This window comes from Kribbella flavida DSM 17836 (assembly GCF_000024345.1).
GTDB classification, from domain to species: Bacteria; Actinomycetota; Actinomycetes; order Propionibacteriales; family Kribbellaceae; genus Kribbella; species Kribbella flavida.
The window spans coordinates 4,173,235-4,186,771 of sequence record NC_013729.1 but is presented as its reverse complement, the minus strand read 5'-3'; the positions used below and the strand labels follow the sequence as shown (position 1 = coordinate 4,186,771).

Annotated in this window: 16 protein-coding genes; 4 read left to right on the top strand and 12 right to left on the bottom strand. The window is 71.4% G+C overall.

The genetic code is table 11. The features are described 5' to 3' along the window. Positions 1-9: 9 nt before the first annotated feature. Positions 10-1,050, bottom strand: coding sequence for a winged helix-turn-helix domain-containing protein (locus tag KFLA_RS35710; RefSeq protein WP_012921512.1), 1,041 nt, complete (start codon positions 1,048-1,050; stop codon positions 10-12). A 170-nt stretch (positions 1,051-1,220) separates the two neighbouring features. On the opposite strand from KFLA_RS35710, the gene KFLA_RS19390 reads away from it, so the two are divergent. Beyond that, positions 1,221-2,831, top strand: a complete 1,611-nt coding sequence (locus tag KFLA_RS19390) for a carboxylesterase/lipase family protein (RefSeq protein WP_012921511.1) — start codon at positions 1,221-1,223, stop codon at positions 2,829-2,831. A 29-nt stretch (positions 2,832-2,860) separates the two neighbouring features. Here the strand turns inward: KFLA_RS19390 and KFLA_RS19385 are convergent, their stop codons facing one another. The 4 genes from KFLA_RS19385 to KFLA_RS19370 all read right to left on the bottom strand — a co-directional run bounded on the left by KFLA_RS19385 (position 2,861) and on the right by KFLA_RS19370 (position 6,550). Next, positions 2,861-3,652, bottom strand: a complete 792-nt coding sequence (locus KFLA_RS19385) for a hypothetical protein (protein ID WP_041289394.1) — start codon at positions 3,650-3,652, stop codon at positions 2,861-2,863. Positions 3,653-3,894: 242 nt separating this feature from the next. Then, positions 3,895-4,479, bottom strand: coding sequence for a GerMN domain-containing protein (locus KFLA_RS19380; RefSeq protein WP_012921509.1), 585 nt, complete (start codon positions 4,477-4,479; stop codon positions 3,895-3,897). Then, positions 4,479-5,852 (bottom strand): sensor histidine kinase, encoded by a 1,374-nt coding sequence (locus KFLA_RS19375; protein ID WP_012921508.1) that lies wholly within the window; start codon positions 5,850-5,852, stop codon positions 4,479-4,481. The genes KFLA_RS19380 and KFLA_RS19375 overlap by 1 nt, the downstream gene beginning before the upstream one ends. Next, on the bottom strand, positions 5,849-6,550 hold the full coding sequence (locus tag KFLA_RS19370; protein WP_012921507.1) for a response regulator transcription factor: 702 nt from the start codon (positions 6,548-6,550) through the stop codon (positions 5,849-5,851). Before KFLA_RS19370 ends, KFLA_RS19375 begins: the two co-directional genes overlap by 4 nt. A gap of 140 nt (positions 6,551-6,690) precedes the next feature. On the opposite strand from KFLA_RS19370, the gene KFLA_RS19365 reads away from it, so the two are divergent. Then, positions 6,691-7,005, top strand: coding sequence for an STAS domain-containing protein (locus KFLA_RS19365; RefSeq protein WP_012921506.1), 315 nt, complete (start codon positions 6,691-6,693; stop codon positions 7,003-7,005). Between the two features lie 10 nt (positions 7,006-7,015). Here KFLA_RS19365 and KFLA_RS19360 read toward each other — a convergent pair whose 3' ends face one another. Together KFLA_RS19360 and KFLA_RS19355 are read right to left on the bottom strand one after the other, a co-directional pair. Beyond that, a complete protein-coding gene (locus KFLA_RS19360) occupies positions 7,016-7,342 on the bottom strand; it encodes a hypothetical protein (RefSeq protein WP_041289393.1) in 327 nt (108 codons plus the stop codon). Between the two features lie 39 nt (positions 7,343-7,381). Continuing rightward, the gene (locus tag KFLA_RS19355; protein WP_012921505.1) at positions 7,382-7,738 is read right to left on the bottom strand and encodes an ArsR/SmtB family transcription factor; all 357 of its coding nucleotides are present in this window, start codon (positions 7,736-7,738) and stop codon (positions 7,382-7,384) included. 72 nt (positions 7,739-7,810) lie between these two features. Here KFLA_RS19355 and KFLA_RS19350 point away from each other — a divergent pair, with 72 nt between their 5' ends. Further along, the gene (locus KFLA_RS19350; RefSeq protein ID WP_012921504.1) at positions 7,811-8,869 is read left to right on the top strand and encodes a flavin-containing monooxygenase; all 1,059 of its coding nucleotides are present in this window, start codon (positions 7,811-7,813) and stop codon (positions 8,867-8,869) included. A 24-nt stretch (positions 8,870-8,893) separates the two neighbouring features. Here the strand turns inward: KFLA_RS19350 and KFLA_RS19345 are convergent, their stop codons facing one another. The 5 genes from KFLA_RS19345 to KFLA_RS19325 form a co-directional block, all read right to left on the bottom strand. Then, entirely contained in the window at positions 8,894-9,085 is a 192-nt protein-coding gene (locus KFLA_RS19345; RefSeq protein ID WP_012921503.1) for a hypothetical protein, read from the bottom strand. A gap of 104 nt (positions 9,086-9,189) precedes the next feature. Next, positions 9,190-10,626, bottom strand: coding sequence for an alkaline phosphatase PhoX (locus KFLA_RS19340; protein WP_012921502.1), 1,437 nt, complete (start codon positions 10,624-10,626; stop codon positions 9,190-9,192). A gap of 194 nt (positions 10,627-10,820) precedes the next feature. Next, the gene (locus KFLA_RS19335; protein WP_012921501.1) at positions 10,821-11,609 is read right to left on the bottom strand and encodes a maleylpyruvate isomerase family mycothiol-dependent enzyme; all 789 of its coding nucleotides are present in this window, start codon (positions 11,607-11,609) and stop codon (positions 10,821-10,823) included. Between the two features lie 135 nt (positions 11,610-11,744). After that, on the bottom strand, positions 11,745-12,371 hold the full coding sequence (locus tag KFLA_RS19330; protein ID WP_012921500.1) for a TetR/AcrR family transcriptional regulator: 627 nt from the start codon (positions 12,369-12,371) through the stop codon (positions 11,745-11,747). A 76-nt stretch (positions 12,372-12,447) separates the two neighbouring features. Further along, a complete protein-coding gene (locus KFLA_RS19325; protein ID WP_012921499.1) occupies positions 12,448-13,044 on the bottom strand; it encodes a TetR/AcrR family transcriptional regulator in 597 nt (198 codons plus the stop codon). Between the two features lie 16 nt (positions 13,045-13,060). Here KFLA_RS19325 and KFLA_RS19320 point away from each other — a divergent pair, with 16 nt between their 5' ends. Then, positions 13,061-13,501 carry a DUF6463 family protein gene (locus KFLA_RS19320; RefSeq protein ID WP_158307287.1) on the top strand — a complete coding sequence of 147 codons (441 nt, stop codon included), beginning with the start codon at positions 13,061-13,063 and terminating at the stop codon, positions 13,499-13,501. Positions 13,502-13,537: the final 36 nt, after the last annotated feature.

The window sequence follows — 13,537 nt, the reverse complement described above, 5'->3', positions numbered from 1 at the left end:
AGCAGGTGGTCATCCCGTCGCGTCACGGGAGCCGAGGCGCTCTGCCTGTGCGCCGAGGCCGACGTGGTCGCCGATGAGTGTCGATCCGGCCGGAGTGATGCGGTGCATCGCGAGCCGGCTCCGGTCGGTCGTGATCAGCCCAGCGTCACGCAGTATCCGGGTGTGTTCGCTGACGGCGCCGGGGGAGATGGCGCAGCGCCGGGCGAGGTCGGAGGTGCAGAGCTGCTCGCGGGCCAGCAGGGCGAGGATCGCGGCGCGCTTCCGGCCGAGCAGCTGCTCCAGTCCCGGGCCCGGCCGGACCGGCTGCTCGCCGGACGGAGTGATGGGAAAGATCAGCAAGCTGGGCAGTTCTCCGGCGCCGTCGAGGCAGTACTGGACCGCCGTCGCGAAGACCGACGGAGTGAGGATGATCCCGCGTCCGCCACACCGCCTCGGTTCGCCGGGCGGAGCCGAGCCAGGCGCGTCGATCGTGATCATCGGCGGGTGCCAGCTGATCCAGGGGTGCAGGTTGTTCATCAGCTGGTTGATCCCACCGTCGGCGAGGTCCTGGGTGCGCGCCGCCAGGAACCGCCGGACCGCCACGGCAGCGCTCACGAGCTCCTCCTGGAGCCCGATGTCGTGCAGCAGGCGGACTCCGTTGACCAGGTCCTCGCGGGGACGCGGATCACCGGCCGCCAGTTGTTCGGTCCAGCGGGGGATGTGGCGCGGGTGGTGGTCGGCCGAGCACAGCTCCAGCTCGAGCCGGTAGTACTGCGGTCCCAGCCGGCGCAGCCGGTCGATGCCCTCGGCCAGATCGGCGGCCCCGACGGACGGCAGGTACAGGTCGACCGCGCTGTACGGCCGGGCGCCGACTTCGAGGACCCGCCGGACCGGGCCCGAGGCCGCGACCTTCGGCGCCACCGCACGGCGCCACTTGAGGTGGGACCTGGTCAAGGCCGCCTTGGGCGGCCGCGCCTGCAGGGTCTGCCCGGCCATCATGGTCTCCAGCACCGGGCCCGGCGCCATCAGGCGGACGTTGCTCAGATCGTTGATGTCGAGACTGATCTGCACGCGACCCCCTTGCGTAGCGTCATGCGGCCGCCGGGCCGGCCACCAGTCCATCATCGGCCAGGCCGGCGCTCACCGCACGGTCGCTGCGCGGGAAAGGAGGCTGCTTTGGTCTGGTGACGGCAGACTTTCGGCTGATTTCGCTCCTGCGAGGAAGCGGAAGAGTCGGAGCCATGAGGAGCTTCGTACGCCGGACATCCCTGCGGACCGTGGTTGGTGTACTGGCCGTCGCGCTCACGACCAGCCTGGTGGTGGTTGCGGGGTCCGCCGCCGACTCCGCTGCCGACTCCACCCGGCGGGACGGCGCGGCGCGGGTGGTCCTAGCGACGGACAAGGGGCTGGTCGAAGGCGTCGCCGACGGCGGGACCAGCGTGTTCCAGGGCGTCCCGTACGCCGCGAAACCGGCGAGGTGGACGCTGCCTCGGCCGCACCCGGCCTGGCCGGGCGTTCGCGACGCCGGCCGGCCGGGGGCGAAGTGTGCCCAGCTCGGCGCGGACGGCGCGCTGGATCCGGCGTCGTCGGAGGACTGCCTGTTTCTCAACGTGACCGCCCCTGCGTCCACCGGTCAGGGGATGGCTGCAGGGGGCCGTCCGGTGATGGTGTGGTTCCACGGCGGCGCGTGGGCGTCGGGCCAGGGCGCGGAGTACGACGGCCGGCCGCTGAGCCGGATCGGCGACGCGGTCGTGGTCACGGTGAACTACCGGCTGGGCATCTTCGGGTACTTCGGCTATCCCGGGCTGACCGACTCGGGCACCTTCGGGCTGGCCGATCAGCAGGCCGCGCTGCGATGGGTGCGCCGCAACGCCCGTGCCTTCGGAGGCGACCCGGCGAACGTGACGATCATGGGGGAGTCCTCGGGCGGTGCGGCCGTCTGTGCGCACCTGGTGTCGCCAGGCTCGGCCAGGCTGTTCCACCGCGCGGTGATCCAGAGCGGCTCGTGCCGGCAGAACTGGCCGCGCAACGTGATGTTCCCGGACTCCGAGCCGATCAGGTACTGGGCGCCGCGGTCCGAGCTGGCGGCGCGCGGCCGGCAGGCGGGCCGCGATCTCGGCTGTCGAGTGCTTGCCTGTCTGCGTGAGGTCGACGATGTCGCCGCGCTGCTGACGTTGAACGGCGAGTTCACCTCGCCTGGGTACGGCACGCCGATCTTGCCGGTGGATCCGGTGCACGCGGTGCGGGCGGGGTGGTTCCACCGGGTCCCCGTGCTCCAGGGCAACACCCGGGACGAGCACCGGTACTTCGCGCCGCTGTTCGGGGATTCGCTGAGTGTCTCGGCGTACCGGGCTCAGTTGGCGAAGAGCTTCGGCGGCCTGGCCAAGGCGGTCGAGCAACGCTACCCGGCATCGGCGTACGCGTCGCCGCTGCTCGCCTGGGCGGCTGTGGGAACGGACAGCAGCTGGGTCTGTCCGACAGTCCGGTCCAGCGACGACATGGCCCGGCGGACGAAGGTCTACAGCTTCTCCTTCGCCGACCCCACGGCCGCCGTCCTGGAAGGCTGGTTCCCGCCGGGCTTCCCGTCCGGGGCGTATCACGGCTCGGAGGTGGCCTACCTGTTCGACTTCGGCCCGTACGCCCCGATGACGCCGGCCCAGCAGCGCCTCGCGGAGCAGATGCGCCGGTACTGGACGAACTTCGCCCGCTCCGGCGACCCGAACGGCCCGGGCCTGCCGCACTGGCCGGCGTACCGCGGCGGCCCCACCACCGAGTCGCTTGCCCCTGGCAACTTCCGCCACGTCGATCTCGATCGCCGGCACCAGTGCACGTTCTGGCGGCGGAGCAGGTGATCGCAGAGCAACGTCGGGCGGCGGTGGTGTCAGCGGAGGTGGATCGGGCGTAGCGCTCTGGCCAGCGCGAGGACGCCTGCGGACTGGGTGGAGGGCATGGGATGGGCGACGACGGTGACGAAGGCATTCTCGGCGAGCTGGTAGGCCAGGAAGCCGTTGTCCTGCTGCCAGCCCTCCTGGCCGACAGGGACTCGGCGGTTCGACACCACCGGGCCGGTGCCTGCGTTTCGCAGATTCGTGAAGGCGATCGCGGCGTCCGATCCCAGTCCGCCGCCGATCGCGACCGCGGCCTGGCGGGTCGAGGCCCAGCGGCAGGAGACGAAGCCGTTCACGAGCGTGTCTCGCCGGGCCGCCGCCTTGGCTGCCAGCAGCTTCTCCGCCGCCGCGGTGCCGCGCTCGCACTCGGGGCGCCGGTGCATCGACCGGGTCGGCGGGAATCCGCCGGGAAGGCGCTCGATCGTCCTGGCGACGGCCTTCACCGCGTTCAGTTGTCCCTTGCCTCCGAGCGGCCGAGACACCTTCACCAGTCTGTTGCCGCTGCGGAACACCACCCAGGGCCCGGCCGCGGCCGGATCGACCGCCCAGGAGTCCTGCCCGACGCCGCCGTCGACGGGCTGCACGACGTAGTGGCCTTTCAGCCGGCGTACGTCGTACTTGCGGAGTTCCGCGGCATCCTGCGCCGACACGGGCAGCACGCCGAGCGAGATCGAGTACTGGTTGTTCGGGTCGGCGGCGTTCGTCAGCGAGCAGACGTCCGCGAGCGGGAACGACGCCGGCGGCTGTTCCTCGGCCTTCCACTCGCCGGCGAGGGTTGGTCCCACGCGCTCGCACAGGTTTCCGGCCGGCTGGGGGAGGGGCGCACTCGGTGTCGCCGCGGCCTGGCTCACCGGAGGTGTCGCCTGGCCGGAGTCGCAGGCCGGCACCGCTATCAGTGCGGCCGCACAGGCCAGACCAACGCTTGCTCGTCGCATCGTTCAACCCCCAGAAGCACACCCCCGCAGACCGACTGCCTGCCGACGGAAGAGTAGAGGGTTCGCCGGAAACCCGCGGCGCTGGGCCGGGGTCAGTTGTGTTTGAGGGGGAGGTAGTCGGCGGCGGTCAGGGGGTCGGCGGTGAGGGCGCCGCCGGGCAGCAGGGCTTCGACGGGGGTGCCGTCGCGGACGAAGGTGATCTCGGTGACCGAGGGCAGGGACGTGAGCGACAGCACGACCTGGCCGACGGTGAGCACGTTGTCGGTGGCGGAGCGGCCGTCGGTCTCGCCGCTCAGGTTGAGCACGACGCGGGTTCCGTCGACGGCTTCCACGGCGAGGTCGAGGCCGGCGGGAAAGGCGGTGGTGATGCCTGCGGCTTGTTCCTTCTCGCTGGGGCCGGCGGTCAGGGAGTCCAGGGCCTCGGAGAGCCGGTCGTCGCGCGAACCGGTCGGCGTCTCGCGGGGCAGGCCGATGAGCCGGTCGTCGCGGACGAAGTAGATCAGCAGCGACGAGTCGCCCGGATCGACCGTGGCCGGCACGGACGGCTGCGGCGTACCGTCGCCGCGCAGGGGAGCGGGGATCTCCGAGGCAGCGACCTGACTGGGCTGGTCCTGGGTGGGGATGCCGCATCCGGCGACCAGCACGAGTACGCCGAGGCAGCCGGCCGCGCGGCGCATCACGACCGGGCCGCCGGGAGTCGTACGACGAAGCGGGCACCGCCACCGGGCGCATCGGTGCACCAGACGGCGCCACCGTGGGCAGCGGCCGTCTCCGCCACGAGCGCCAGCCCCAAGCCGGTGCCGGAGGAGGAACCGCGGCGGCTCGGCCCGGTCGCGAACCGCTCGAAGATCCGCTCGCGGTCCGCAGCCGGTACGCCGGTCCCGCTGTCGTCGACGGTGACGACGACCTCGGCGCCCAGCCGGCTGATCTCGACCGACGCGAGTCCGCCGCCGTGCCGCTCGGCGTTCTCGAGCAGGTTGCGGAACAGGCGGCTGAGCCGTGACTTGTCGCCGGTGACCTCGACGTCCTCGGGGCCGCGCAGCACGGCGGAGTCGGCGCTCACCTCGCTGATCACGTGCCGCAGCAGCACCCAGACGTTCACGGGCTCCTGCGGCAGTTGATCGAGTCCGGCGTCGGAGCGTGCCAGTTCGAGCAGGTCGTCGAGCAGCCGGCGGAACCGGTCGAGGTCGGCGGTCACCAGGTCGAGCGCTTGCTGTGAGCGCGGCGACAGCTCGTCCCGGCGAGCGTTGAGCAGGTCGACACTGCCGACCAGGGTGGTCAGCGGCGACCGGAGCTCGTGACTCACGTCGGCGGCCAGCCGGGCGTCGCGTTCGATGCGCTGCTGGAGGGTGTCCACCATGCTGTTGAAGGAGCCGACGATCGTGGTCAGCTCCGGGTCGCGGGTGACCGGCAGCCGGGTTTCCAGGTGTCCGCCGGCGATCCGGGCGGCGGCGGCCGCGACCCGGTTCAGCGGGGTGACGGCCGAACGACCGGCCCAGCCGCCGAGCGCGGCGCCGGCAGCCGCGGCGACCAGCGCGCCACTGGCGAGAATGATGCTGAGCAGGCGCAGGTTCTCGTCGAGCTCGCCGAGCGGCGCGACCTCGTAGAACTCGGCGTCGACGCTGGCCAGCGGTACGCCGAGGGCGAGCGCGGGGCCGTCCTCGGTCCGGAACCGCTGGGTGCCGACCTGACCCGCTTCCACCGCGGTGCGCAGGGCCGACGGGACGTCCTCGTGACCGCTGTCCAGGGCCGAGGCGTACCACTGGTCACCCCAGCGCAGCACGATCATGTTCTCGGCCGGCGGCCCGGCCGCGGTGAACACGGCGGAGATGTCGGCGCCCGCGCTCTCCAGCCGGCGCTGCACGAACGCCGCGTCGGCGAGCGCCTGGTGCTTCACCGCGCGTTCCCGCTGGGCGAGCATGTAGTTGCGCGCCAGCAGGTACGTGCTGGCGGCGAAGATCGTCGACACCAGCAGCGTGACCGCGCCGAAGGCCAGGACGAGCCGGTGCCGCAGGCCCGCCGACGCGAGCGGCCCTCGGGGCTTGGTCATCGAGGGTCCAGCCGGTACCCGAGGCCGCGCACGGTGACGACGATCGCGGGATGCCCCGGGTCGCGCTCGATCTTGGTCCGGAGCCGGCGGATGTGCACGTCGACGATGCGTTCGTCGCCGTAGAAGCCGTGCTCCCAGACGGCCTCCAGCAATGCCTGCCGGCTGAGCACCCGGCCCGGGATCCGGGCCAGCTCGGACAGCAGCCGGAACTCGGTGACGGTCAGCGGGACGTCCTGGCCGTCGAGCCGGGCGGCGCCGCGGGCCCGGGACAGCACCAGGCTGCGGCGCGGGTCGGCGTCCAGCACGATGTCCGGCTCGGCGTCGTCCGCGGCGGTGCGCAGCCGCCGGCGCAAGGCCCGCAGCCGGGCGGTGATCTCCTTCACCTGGAACGGCTTGGTGACGTAGTCGTCGGCCCCGGCCTCCAGCCCCGCGACGATGTCGTGGGTGTCGGACCGGGCGCTGACCACCACGATCGGGATGTCGCTGCTCCGGCGTACCTCGCGGATGCAGGTGTAGCCGTCGGTGGCGCCGAGCATCAGGTCGACGATCATCAGGTCCGGCATGGCCTTGCGGGTCAGGTCCAGCGCGGTGTCGGCGTCGCCGGCCTCCGCGACCTGGTAGCCCTCGTCCTCGAGCGCGAGCCGCAGGACCGCGCGGATGCGGTCGTCGTCCTCCACGATCAGAACCTGCAAGGGCATTCGTCCATGGTGGCAAACCCCGCGGCGGCCGGGCCGGCGGGTGACCTTCCGTCATCCGATCGTAAAGAAGGGGTTCGACCGGTCTCAATGTCCGGCGCGGAGGCTGGAGGCCACGGTTCGATCAGCTTGGGAGGCGCCAGATGTCGAACGCGCTGCACAGTCCGTTGCCACAGAAGGCGATCGTCACGGTGACCGAAGGGCTGCTGGCGCAGGGGTTGTCCGGGTTGCGGTGGCAGTTGCGCGACCTCGTGATGGACGGGGCGTACCTGGTGGTGATCGACGTCTCGGAGGTCGATCAGATCTCGTCGAACCTGCTGGCCGCGTTGCTGGACACCCACCGGGTCTGCCGGCGTCGCGGTGGTGGCGTGGTGATCCGGCACGCCAACCGCAAGACGACCGAACTGCTGCGCCGTACCGGCCTCGACCGGGTCTTCGCGGTCGAGCCGGCGGCCTGACGTACTCCGGTCAGCCGCGGTGGGGTGAGATCACGTCGTACCGGCGGACGGGCACGCGGTCCTCGTCGTCGTGGCGGCCGTGGGCCCGGACGGCGGTCAGCGCGGCCGCGAGACCGAGGCCGGCGCAGGCTCCGACGGCGGTGGCCACCTTGCTGACCTCGAACCAGACCTCGAGCGGTTCGTCGAACCAGCCGAGAACGGACACGACCATGCCGAGCCAGGCTCCGGCGGTCGCGGCCGCGGCGGCAGCCCCCAGCGGGCGTCCGAGCAGGGACGGGCTGGACTCGATCGACGGGTCGTGCGCGGCAACGGAGGCTTCCCGGCTGCCGGTCTGCATGGTGCTCGCTCCTTCGGGGTCGTGGTGGACGGGATCTGGTCAGCAGCAGATGGTGAGGTAGCGCTGGAGGTCGGCCAGGGCGGACGACGTCCCTTCGCGGTCGGCGCGGTAGAGCACGCCCTTGCCGTCGCGGCGCGAGGTCAGCACCTTGCCGCGTTTGAGCAGCGCCAGTTGCTGGGAGGCGTTGGACTGGCCGAGGCCCGCGCGCTCGGCGACCTCGTTGACGGACAGCTCGGCGCCGCGGGCGAACAGCAGCATGATCCGTTGACGGCTCGGACTGGCGAGCGCCTTGAGGAACTCGTGCGTCGCCTCGGCCAGCTCGGGCAGGCCGTCGACGCCCTCGCGCACCGCAGGCAGCGGCAGCAGGTCGCCGGTCGCCGGGTGGGATTGGCTCATCTGGCACCTCCACCCGAATGCTACAAGTTATCGAGGGATTGACGTATTAAAGATTGTTGATATCTTCTTCTGGTGAAGACGCAGCGGATCGTAGTGGTGGGTGGGGGACAGTCCGGCTTGGCCGGAGCCCGGGCGGCGCGGGATGCGGGCCTGGAACCGGTGGTGCTGGAGGCAAGTAACCGGGTGGCGGGGTCGTGGCCGCAGTACTACGACAGCCTGACCGTGTTTTCGCCGGCCCGGTACAGCGGGTTCCCCGGGGCACCGTTCCCCGGCGATCCCGATCGGTACCCCACCAGGGACGAGGTGGTCGCCTACCTCGAGTCGTACGCCGCCGGGCTGGGCGTCGACATCAGGACGGGGCAGCGGGTCGAGTCCGTCCAGGAGCGCGGAGGAGGATTCGAGGTCCGGACGGCGAGCGGCGAGACGCTGACGGCCGACGGGGTGGTCGTCGCGAGCGGCTCGTTCGCGAACCCGTACGTACCGCTGCTGCCGGGCATGCAGGGCTTCACCGGGCAGGCGATGCACGTGGCGAAGTACCGGGATCCGAAGGTTTTGGCCGATCGACGGGTGGTCGTGGTCGGCGGGGGCAACTCCGGCGTGCAGGTCGGGTACGAATTGGCCGAGGTCGCGCAGGTGACGCTGGCGGTGCGGGCGCCGGTGCAGTTCGTGCCGCAGGTCCGCGGCGGCCGGGACATGCACTTCTGGCTGACCACGCTGCGGCTCGATCTGCTGCCGCCTCAGGCGCTGCGCCAGCTCATCCGCGGTACGCCGGTCTTCGACACCGGGATCTACCAGGACGCGCTCTCGACCGGACGGCTCGATCAGCGCGAGTTGTTCACCGCCTTCGACGGGGACTCCGTCGTGTGGTCCGACGGGAGCCGTGAGCCGGTCGACGTGGTCCTGTTCGCTACCGGCTACCGGCCCGCGGTCGGCTACCTCGCCGGCATCGGCGCGCTCGACGCGAACGGCGCGCCCCAGCACAGGAAGGGGGTCTCGCTGACCCATCCGGGGCTGGCGTACCTCGGCCTGGAGTTCCAGCGGTCCTTCTCGTCGAACACGCTGCGCGGCGTGCACCGCGACGCCGGCTTCGTGGCGAAGGTGCTGGCCCGGCAACTCCGGCGCCGGCCCTGACCAGCCCGAGAAGTCAGCGGCCGGTCAGTCGCGCAGCAGTTGGTCGTCGGGGTCCTCGTCGACCGGTGCGTCGTCGGGGTCGGGCAGGCCGGTCTCGGTCAGCGGGGTGCCGTCCTCGGCGCGGTCGCTGATCGAGTTCGACTGCTGGTCGTCGTCCATCGTGTCGTCCCGCTCGGGACCGTCGAAGGGCGGCGGGTTGACCTGGCTGGTGCTCATGGTGGCCTCCTGGTCGAGTTGCTCACCCCACCTGTACCCAGAACCACCGACGAGCACGACGTACGGCCGGTGGGCGGGTCGGCCGTACGTCGCAGGGAACCGGATCAGCCGAGGTAGTCGCGCCAGGGGCCGGTGATGGCGAAGGTGATGCCGGGGCTCTGGATGTTCACGAAGAGCACGTCGCCGTTCGCGGAGAAGGCGGGGCCGGTGAACTCCGAGTCGTTGAGCATGTTGCGGGCGATCGCGTACGTCGGGCCGCCCGGGGTGGAGCTGAGCACGTGGCTGCTGGCGTTGCCGTCCTCGGCGAGCACGAGCGAGCCCCACGGCGTGACGGTGACGTTGTCCGGGCCGTCGAAGTTGTAGTCGTTGTACTTCGCGGCGGCGCCCTGGTCGGCGGCGGCGTTCTCCGGGAAGTAGGTGACCAGCTGGATGGTCCGGGCCTTGTAGTTGTAGAACCAGACCATGCCGTCGTGCGGGACCGCGTCGGCCGGCAGGTCGCTGGTGCCGGACTTGGCGTAGGAGTTCACGACGTACACGCCGTCGTCGGTGCCGAAGACGCCCTCGAACTTCTTGCCCCGGGTGACCTGGCCGTCGGTGAACTGGCGGCGGCAGGAGACCGACACCGCGTCCCGGTCGGGCACCGGCACCCATGCCACCCGGAACGGGCGGAGCAGCTGCGCGGAGGTCAGGTACGCGACGTCCGGGATCGGCTTGCCGTCGTCCCCGAGAATGGCCATCGCCTCCAGCGTGCCGAAGTCGACGTCGGCCAGGTCGCGCCAGCTGTGCTTGCCGAGGCGGTAGCCGGCCGGCGCGCTCCAGCGGTAGAACAGGCCGTTCGGGCCGGAGGCGTCCTCGGACAGGTAGATGTGGGCCTTGTCCTTGTCCACCGCGAGGGCCTCGTGGGCGTACCGGCCGAGGGCCTTGAGCGGGACCGGGTGCGCGGTCTCGCCATCGGCCCAGACCTCGAAGACGTAGCCGTGGTCCTTCAGTCGAGTGGTGCCGTTGGCCTTGCTCTCGGTCTCCTCGCAGGTCAGCCAGGTGCCCCACGGCGTGTGCCCGCCGGCGCAGTTGGTCAGCGTGCCGGAGATGCCGACCCACTCGCCGCGGTTGGTGCCGTCACGGTCGACCGAGACGACAGTGCACCCGCCGGCCGCACCGACACCGGGGTCGTAGACGGTGCCCTCGAGCTGCGGCACGCCCAGCGCGTTGTTGCTGCCGATCTCGTGGTTGCGGATCAGCGTGTGGCCCCGGCCCGCGCCGAAGACCGCCATGCCGTCGTGCGCGGCCGGGCTGGGCTGCCCGGTCTTCAGCTTGGTTTCGCCGGCGCGGGTGACGATCGTGTACTTGAAGCCCGGCGGCAGCGCGAGCAGACCCTTCGGGTCGTCCATCAGCGGCGGGAACGGCCGGTGGGTCGGGTACGGCGAGTGCCGCGGCGCCGGGGTGGCCTCGGCGAGGGTCGGCACGGCGCCGACGGTGGCGAGGCCGACACCAGTGGCGCCGGCGGCGGCGCCACGGAGTACGGAACGGCGGTCGAGAGACATGGCGGTGCTCCTTGGGACATCGGGGTGCTGCTGGACGGCGGCCCCGATCCTGCACCGCACCGACAGACCGCAGGCAAACACCACCTGAACAACCGGCACGGCCCCGCGCCGAGCACAGAGCCGTGCCGGAAATGTTGCCTCAAGCATCTACTCGCCAGCTGCCTGCCCGGCGCCGTCGTGGCCCGGGCCGGCGATCAGTAGCCGGGGAAGATCCGGCGCAGGTCGTCGAGCGTCGCCGGGCCGGTCACAGACACCGAGGCCGGGGTGTGCTCGGCCCTGTGCCGACCGGTGATCAGGCGGACGACGTACTCGGCGGGTGCGGTCAGTTCGCCGTCGACCGAGTCGGGGACGTCGAGGAGTGAGACGGTGTCGGCGACGACCAGGCCGAAATCGCGGTTGGGGTCAGTGGTGTGCACGGCCAGGGTCAGCTTGCCGTCGTACTGGTCGGCCTTGGCGGCGAAACCGAGCAGCCCGTCGACGCGGTCGAGCAGCAGCGCGGTGGCGTCCGGCGCGATCCGGGCCGTGGAGTCGAAGGCGACCTGAACGTCCCAGGAGTGCAGGGCGAACTCGCTGAGTCGCATCCCGGCCGCTCCGGCCAGGTCGATCGGCTCCGGCAAGAACCCGAAGTCGACCATCAGTTCGGCCCGGACCTTGTCGTCCAGCTTCTCGAACCGGTTCACCAGCGTCTCGTTGGCGGCCGGGAAGTTCGCGGCCTGCTCGGCGGGGGACATGGCGTCCCACCGGCCCCAGACGGACTGGTAGAAGTCGCCCTCGGGGGCGGTGCCGCCGTCGAGGGCGCTCTCCAGGATGGCGAGGTGGATCTCGGCGCCGCTGCCGAGGTGGCTGAGCACTTGCGCGACAGTCCACTCGGCAGCGGCCGAATCGCGCACCAGTTCGTCCGGACCGAAGCGGGCCACCTTCGCCACCAGCTCGTCGTGCCCGGTGCGCAGTGCGTCGATGGTCTGGTCGGCGGTGCTTGTCATCGAGTGTCTCCAGCGCAGTCGGTGAGCGGTCGCCTCAACAGGCGATGCAGGTACGACGACAGCAACACCGGGCACCGGCGATGTCTTCCCCCGGCTTGGATGAAGGTGTCGCTGCTTCCGGTGCAGCAACTCGGTTCAGGAGTCGGCGAGCAGTTCGCGAGCGGTTGTCCCGCGCCACCACTGTTCGACCCGGTCGGGGGACCAGCGGCGTTCCTCGGTGAGGGTGGTGAAGACGTCGATGGTGCACAGGGCCGCGTAGATGTCGACGGCGGTGGGCACGTCGAGCCCGGTGCGCAGGGTGCCGCGGGGCCAGGAGGCGAAGACCGCGGTACGGGTCTCGTCGGCGCGGCGGCGACCCTCGCGGTAGAGGCTCGCCAGTTCCGGCTCCGAGCGGCCGGCTTCGCGAACCAGGGTGATCACGTCACCGGCCCGCTCGTACAGCCTTCGGTCGTAGGCCACCATCGCGGCCAGTTGGCGCGCTGGATCTCCCGCGGCGGCTTCCAGCTCGGCGAGTTGCTGGGACGGGTCGGCCGACAGGTCGGCGGCGTCGGCCAGGGCGCGCGTCAGCCCGGCCTTGTTGCCGTACGCCGAGTAGACGGTCGGCACCGAGACCCCGGCCTCCCGCGCCACGTCGCGCACCGTCGTCCCGGTCCAGCCGTGGGCGACGAAGAGCCGGCGCGCCGCCTGCGCGATGTCGGATCTCGTCTGCAGTGCCTGCGTCGTCCGGCGCAGGGAGTCGTAGCCGCGCCGCTGCTGCTCCATGCCCAGACCTTAATCGGCTCGCGTGCCGGGACGGTTCTCTCCCGGAGTCAGCTTCCCTGCAGTCCACGTGAAATGACTATCGGGGGAGCAGGCCTCTGTTCATCACGTCGAGCACGCCGTGCACCGACACCATCGCCTGATCCGTGGTCAGGTGGGCGTCGAGCGCCCAGGTGGCGACGCCGTGCATGAGGCTGCGCAGGGTGAGCAGTACGTCGTCGAGGTCGGTCGCGGCAATGGCTCCGGCCGCCGCCGCACGCTGCAACGTCTCGGCGGCCGCTGACTCCAGGCGGTGCTGGGCGGCGAGCAGATCGGCGTGCTGCGCGCGGTCGGGGCGGCCTGCGCCGAACATCAGTCGGTAGAGCTGCGGGGCGCGGAGCGCGAACCGGACGTACTCGGCGAGCACGCTGTGCAGCGCGGCAAGCGGGTCGGTCTTCGTCTCCGTGTCGATCACGTCTGCAAGCTCGTGGAACGCCTCCGTTGCGACGGCGGCCAGCAGCAGCTCACGGCTGGCGAAGTGGCGGTACGGCGCCGCGGGGGAGACGCCGATCCGGGCGGCGACCGCCCGCATCGTGAGCTTGCCGGGGCCTGTCTCCTCGACGAGCGTGCGAGCCGTCGCGACGAGCGCGCGGCGCAGATCGCCGTGGTGATAGGTCTTGGCAGCCGATGTTGACACGCGTAACATCCTGCATGTGAACACACGACACATCAAGCGACTCGCCGGTTGGCTCACCGTGACGCTCGGGGCCGGGCACCTGCTGGGATCGGTGCCGTTGCGGCTCGACGCGTGGAGACGAATGGCCGAGACCGGCCTGCTGTCGGCGGACGTCATCACGCCGCAGGGTGCGGCGGAACACGAAGCAGCAGAGGCGTACTGGCTCTCACTGGGCAGCTTTGCGGCGCCGACGCTCCTGCTCGGCGCCTACGTCGTCTGGGCCGCCGGGCGGGACCTGCGTATACCGGGTGCCCTCGGGTGGGGACTGATCGCGTGGGGAGCAGTGATGTTGGCGTTCCTGCGGGTGTCGCCTGCGCTGCTCCTCCCGGTGGCCGGCGTGCTGATCATCCTTGCCGACCGGCGCGAGACGCGGCGCTCCGCCGCCGACTCACCGCTGCCGGCCGCCGCGAGCCGCTGACCGTCGAGCACGGCTCCGAACGCGTGGTCCGGAACG

Excerpts from the sequence above, each read along its gene's own strand:
- KFLA_RS19355 (WP_012921505.1), bottom strand. The coding sequence starts at position 7,738 with ATGAGCCAATCCCACCCGGCGACCGGCGACCTGCTGCCGCTGCCTGCG.
- KFLA_RS19370 (WP_012921507.1), bottom strand. The coding sequence starts at position 6,550 with ATGCCCTTGCAGGTTCTGATCGTGGAGGACGACGACCGCATCCGCGCG.
- KFLA_RS19365 (WP_012921506.1), top strand. The coding sequence starts at position 6,691 with ATGTCGAACGCGCTGCACAGTCCGTTGCCACAGAAGGCGATCGTCACG.
- KFLA_RS19335 (WP_012921501.1), bottom strand. The coding sequence starts at position 11,609 with ATGACAAGCACCGCCGACCAGACCATCGACGCACTGCGCACCGGGCAC.
- KFLA_RS19345 (WP_012921503.1), bottom strand. The coding sequence starts at position 9,085 with ATGAGCACCAGCCAGGTCAACCCGCCGCCCTTCGACGGTCCCGAGCGG.
- KFLA_RS19390 (WP_012921511.1), top strand. The coding sequence starts at position 1,221 with ATGAGGAGCTTCGTACGCCGGACATCCCTGCGGACCGTGGTTGGTGTA.
- KFLA_RS19330 (WP_012921500.1), bottom strand. The coding sequence starts at position 12,371 with ATGGAGCAGCAGCGGCGCGGCTACGACTCCCTGCGCCGGACGACGCAG.
- KFLA_RS19380 (WP_012921509.1), bottom strand. The coding sequence starts at position 4,479 with ATGCGCCGCGCGGCCGGCTGCCTCGGCGTACTCGTGCTGGTCGCCGGA.
- KFLA_RS19340 (WP_012921502.1), bottom strand. The coding sequence starts at position 10,626 with ATGTCTCTCGACCGCCGTTCCGTACTCCGTGGCGCCGCCGCCGGCGCC.
- KFLA_RS19360 (WP_041289393.1), bottom strand. The coding sequence starts at position 7,342 with ATGCAGACCGGCAGCCGGGAAGCCTCCGTTGCCGCGCACGACCCGTCG.
- KFLA_RS19375 (WP_012921508.1), bottom strand. The coding sequence starts at position 5,852 with ATGACCAAGCCCCGAGGGCCGCTCGCGTCGGCGGGCCTGCGGCACCGG.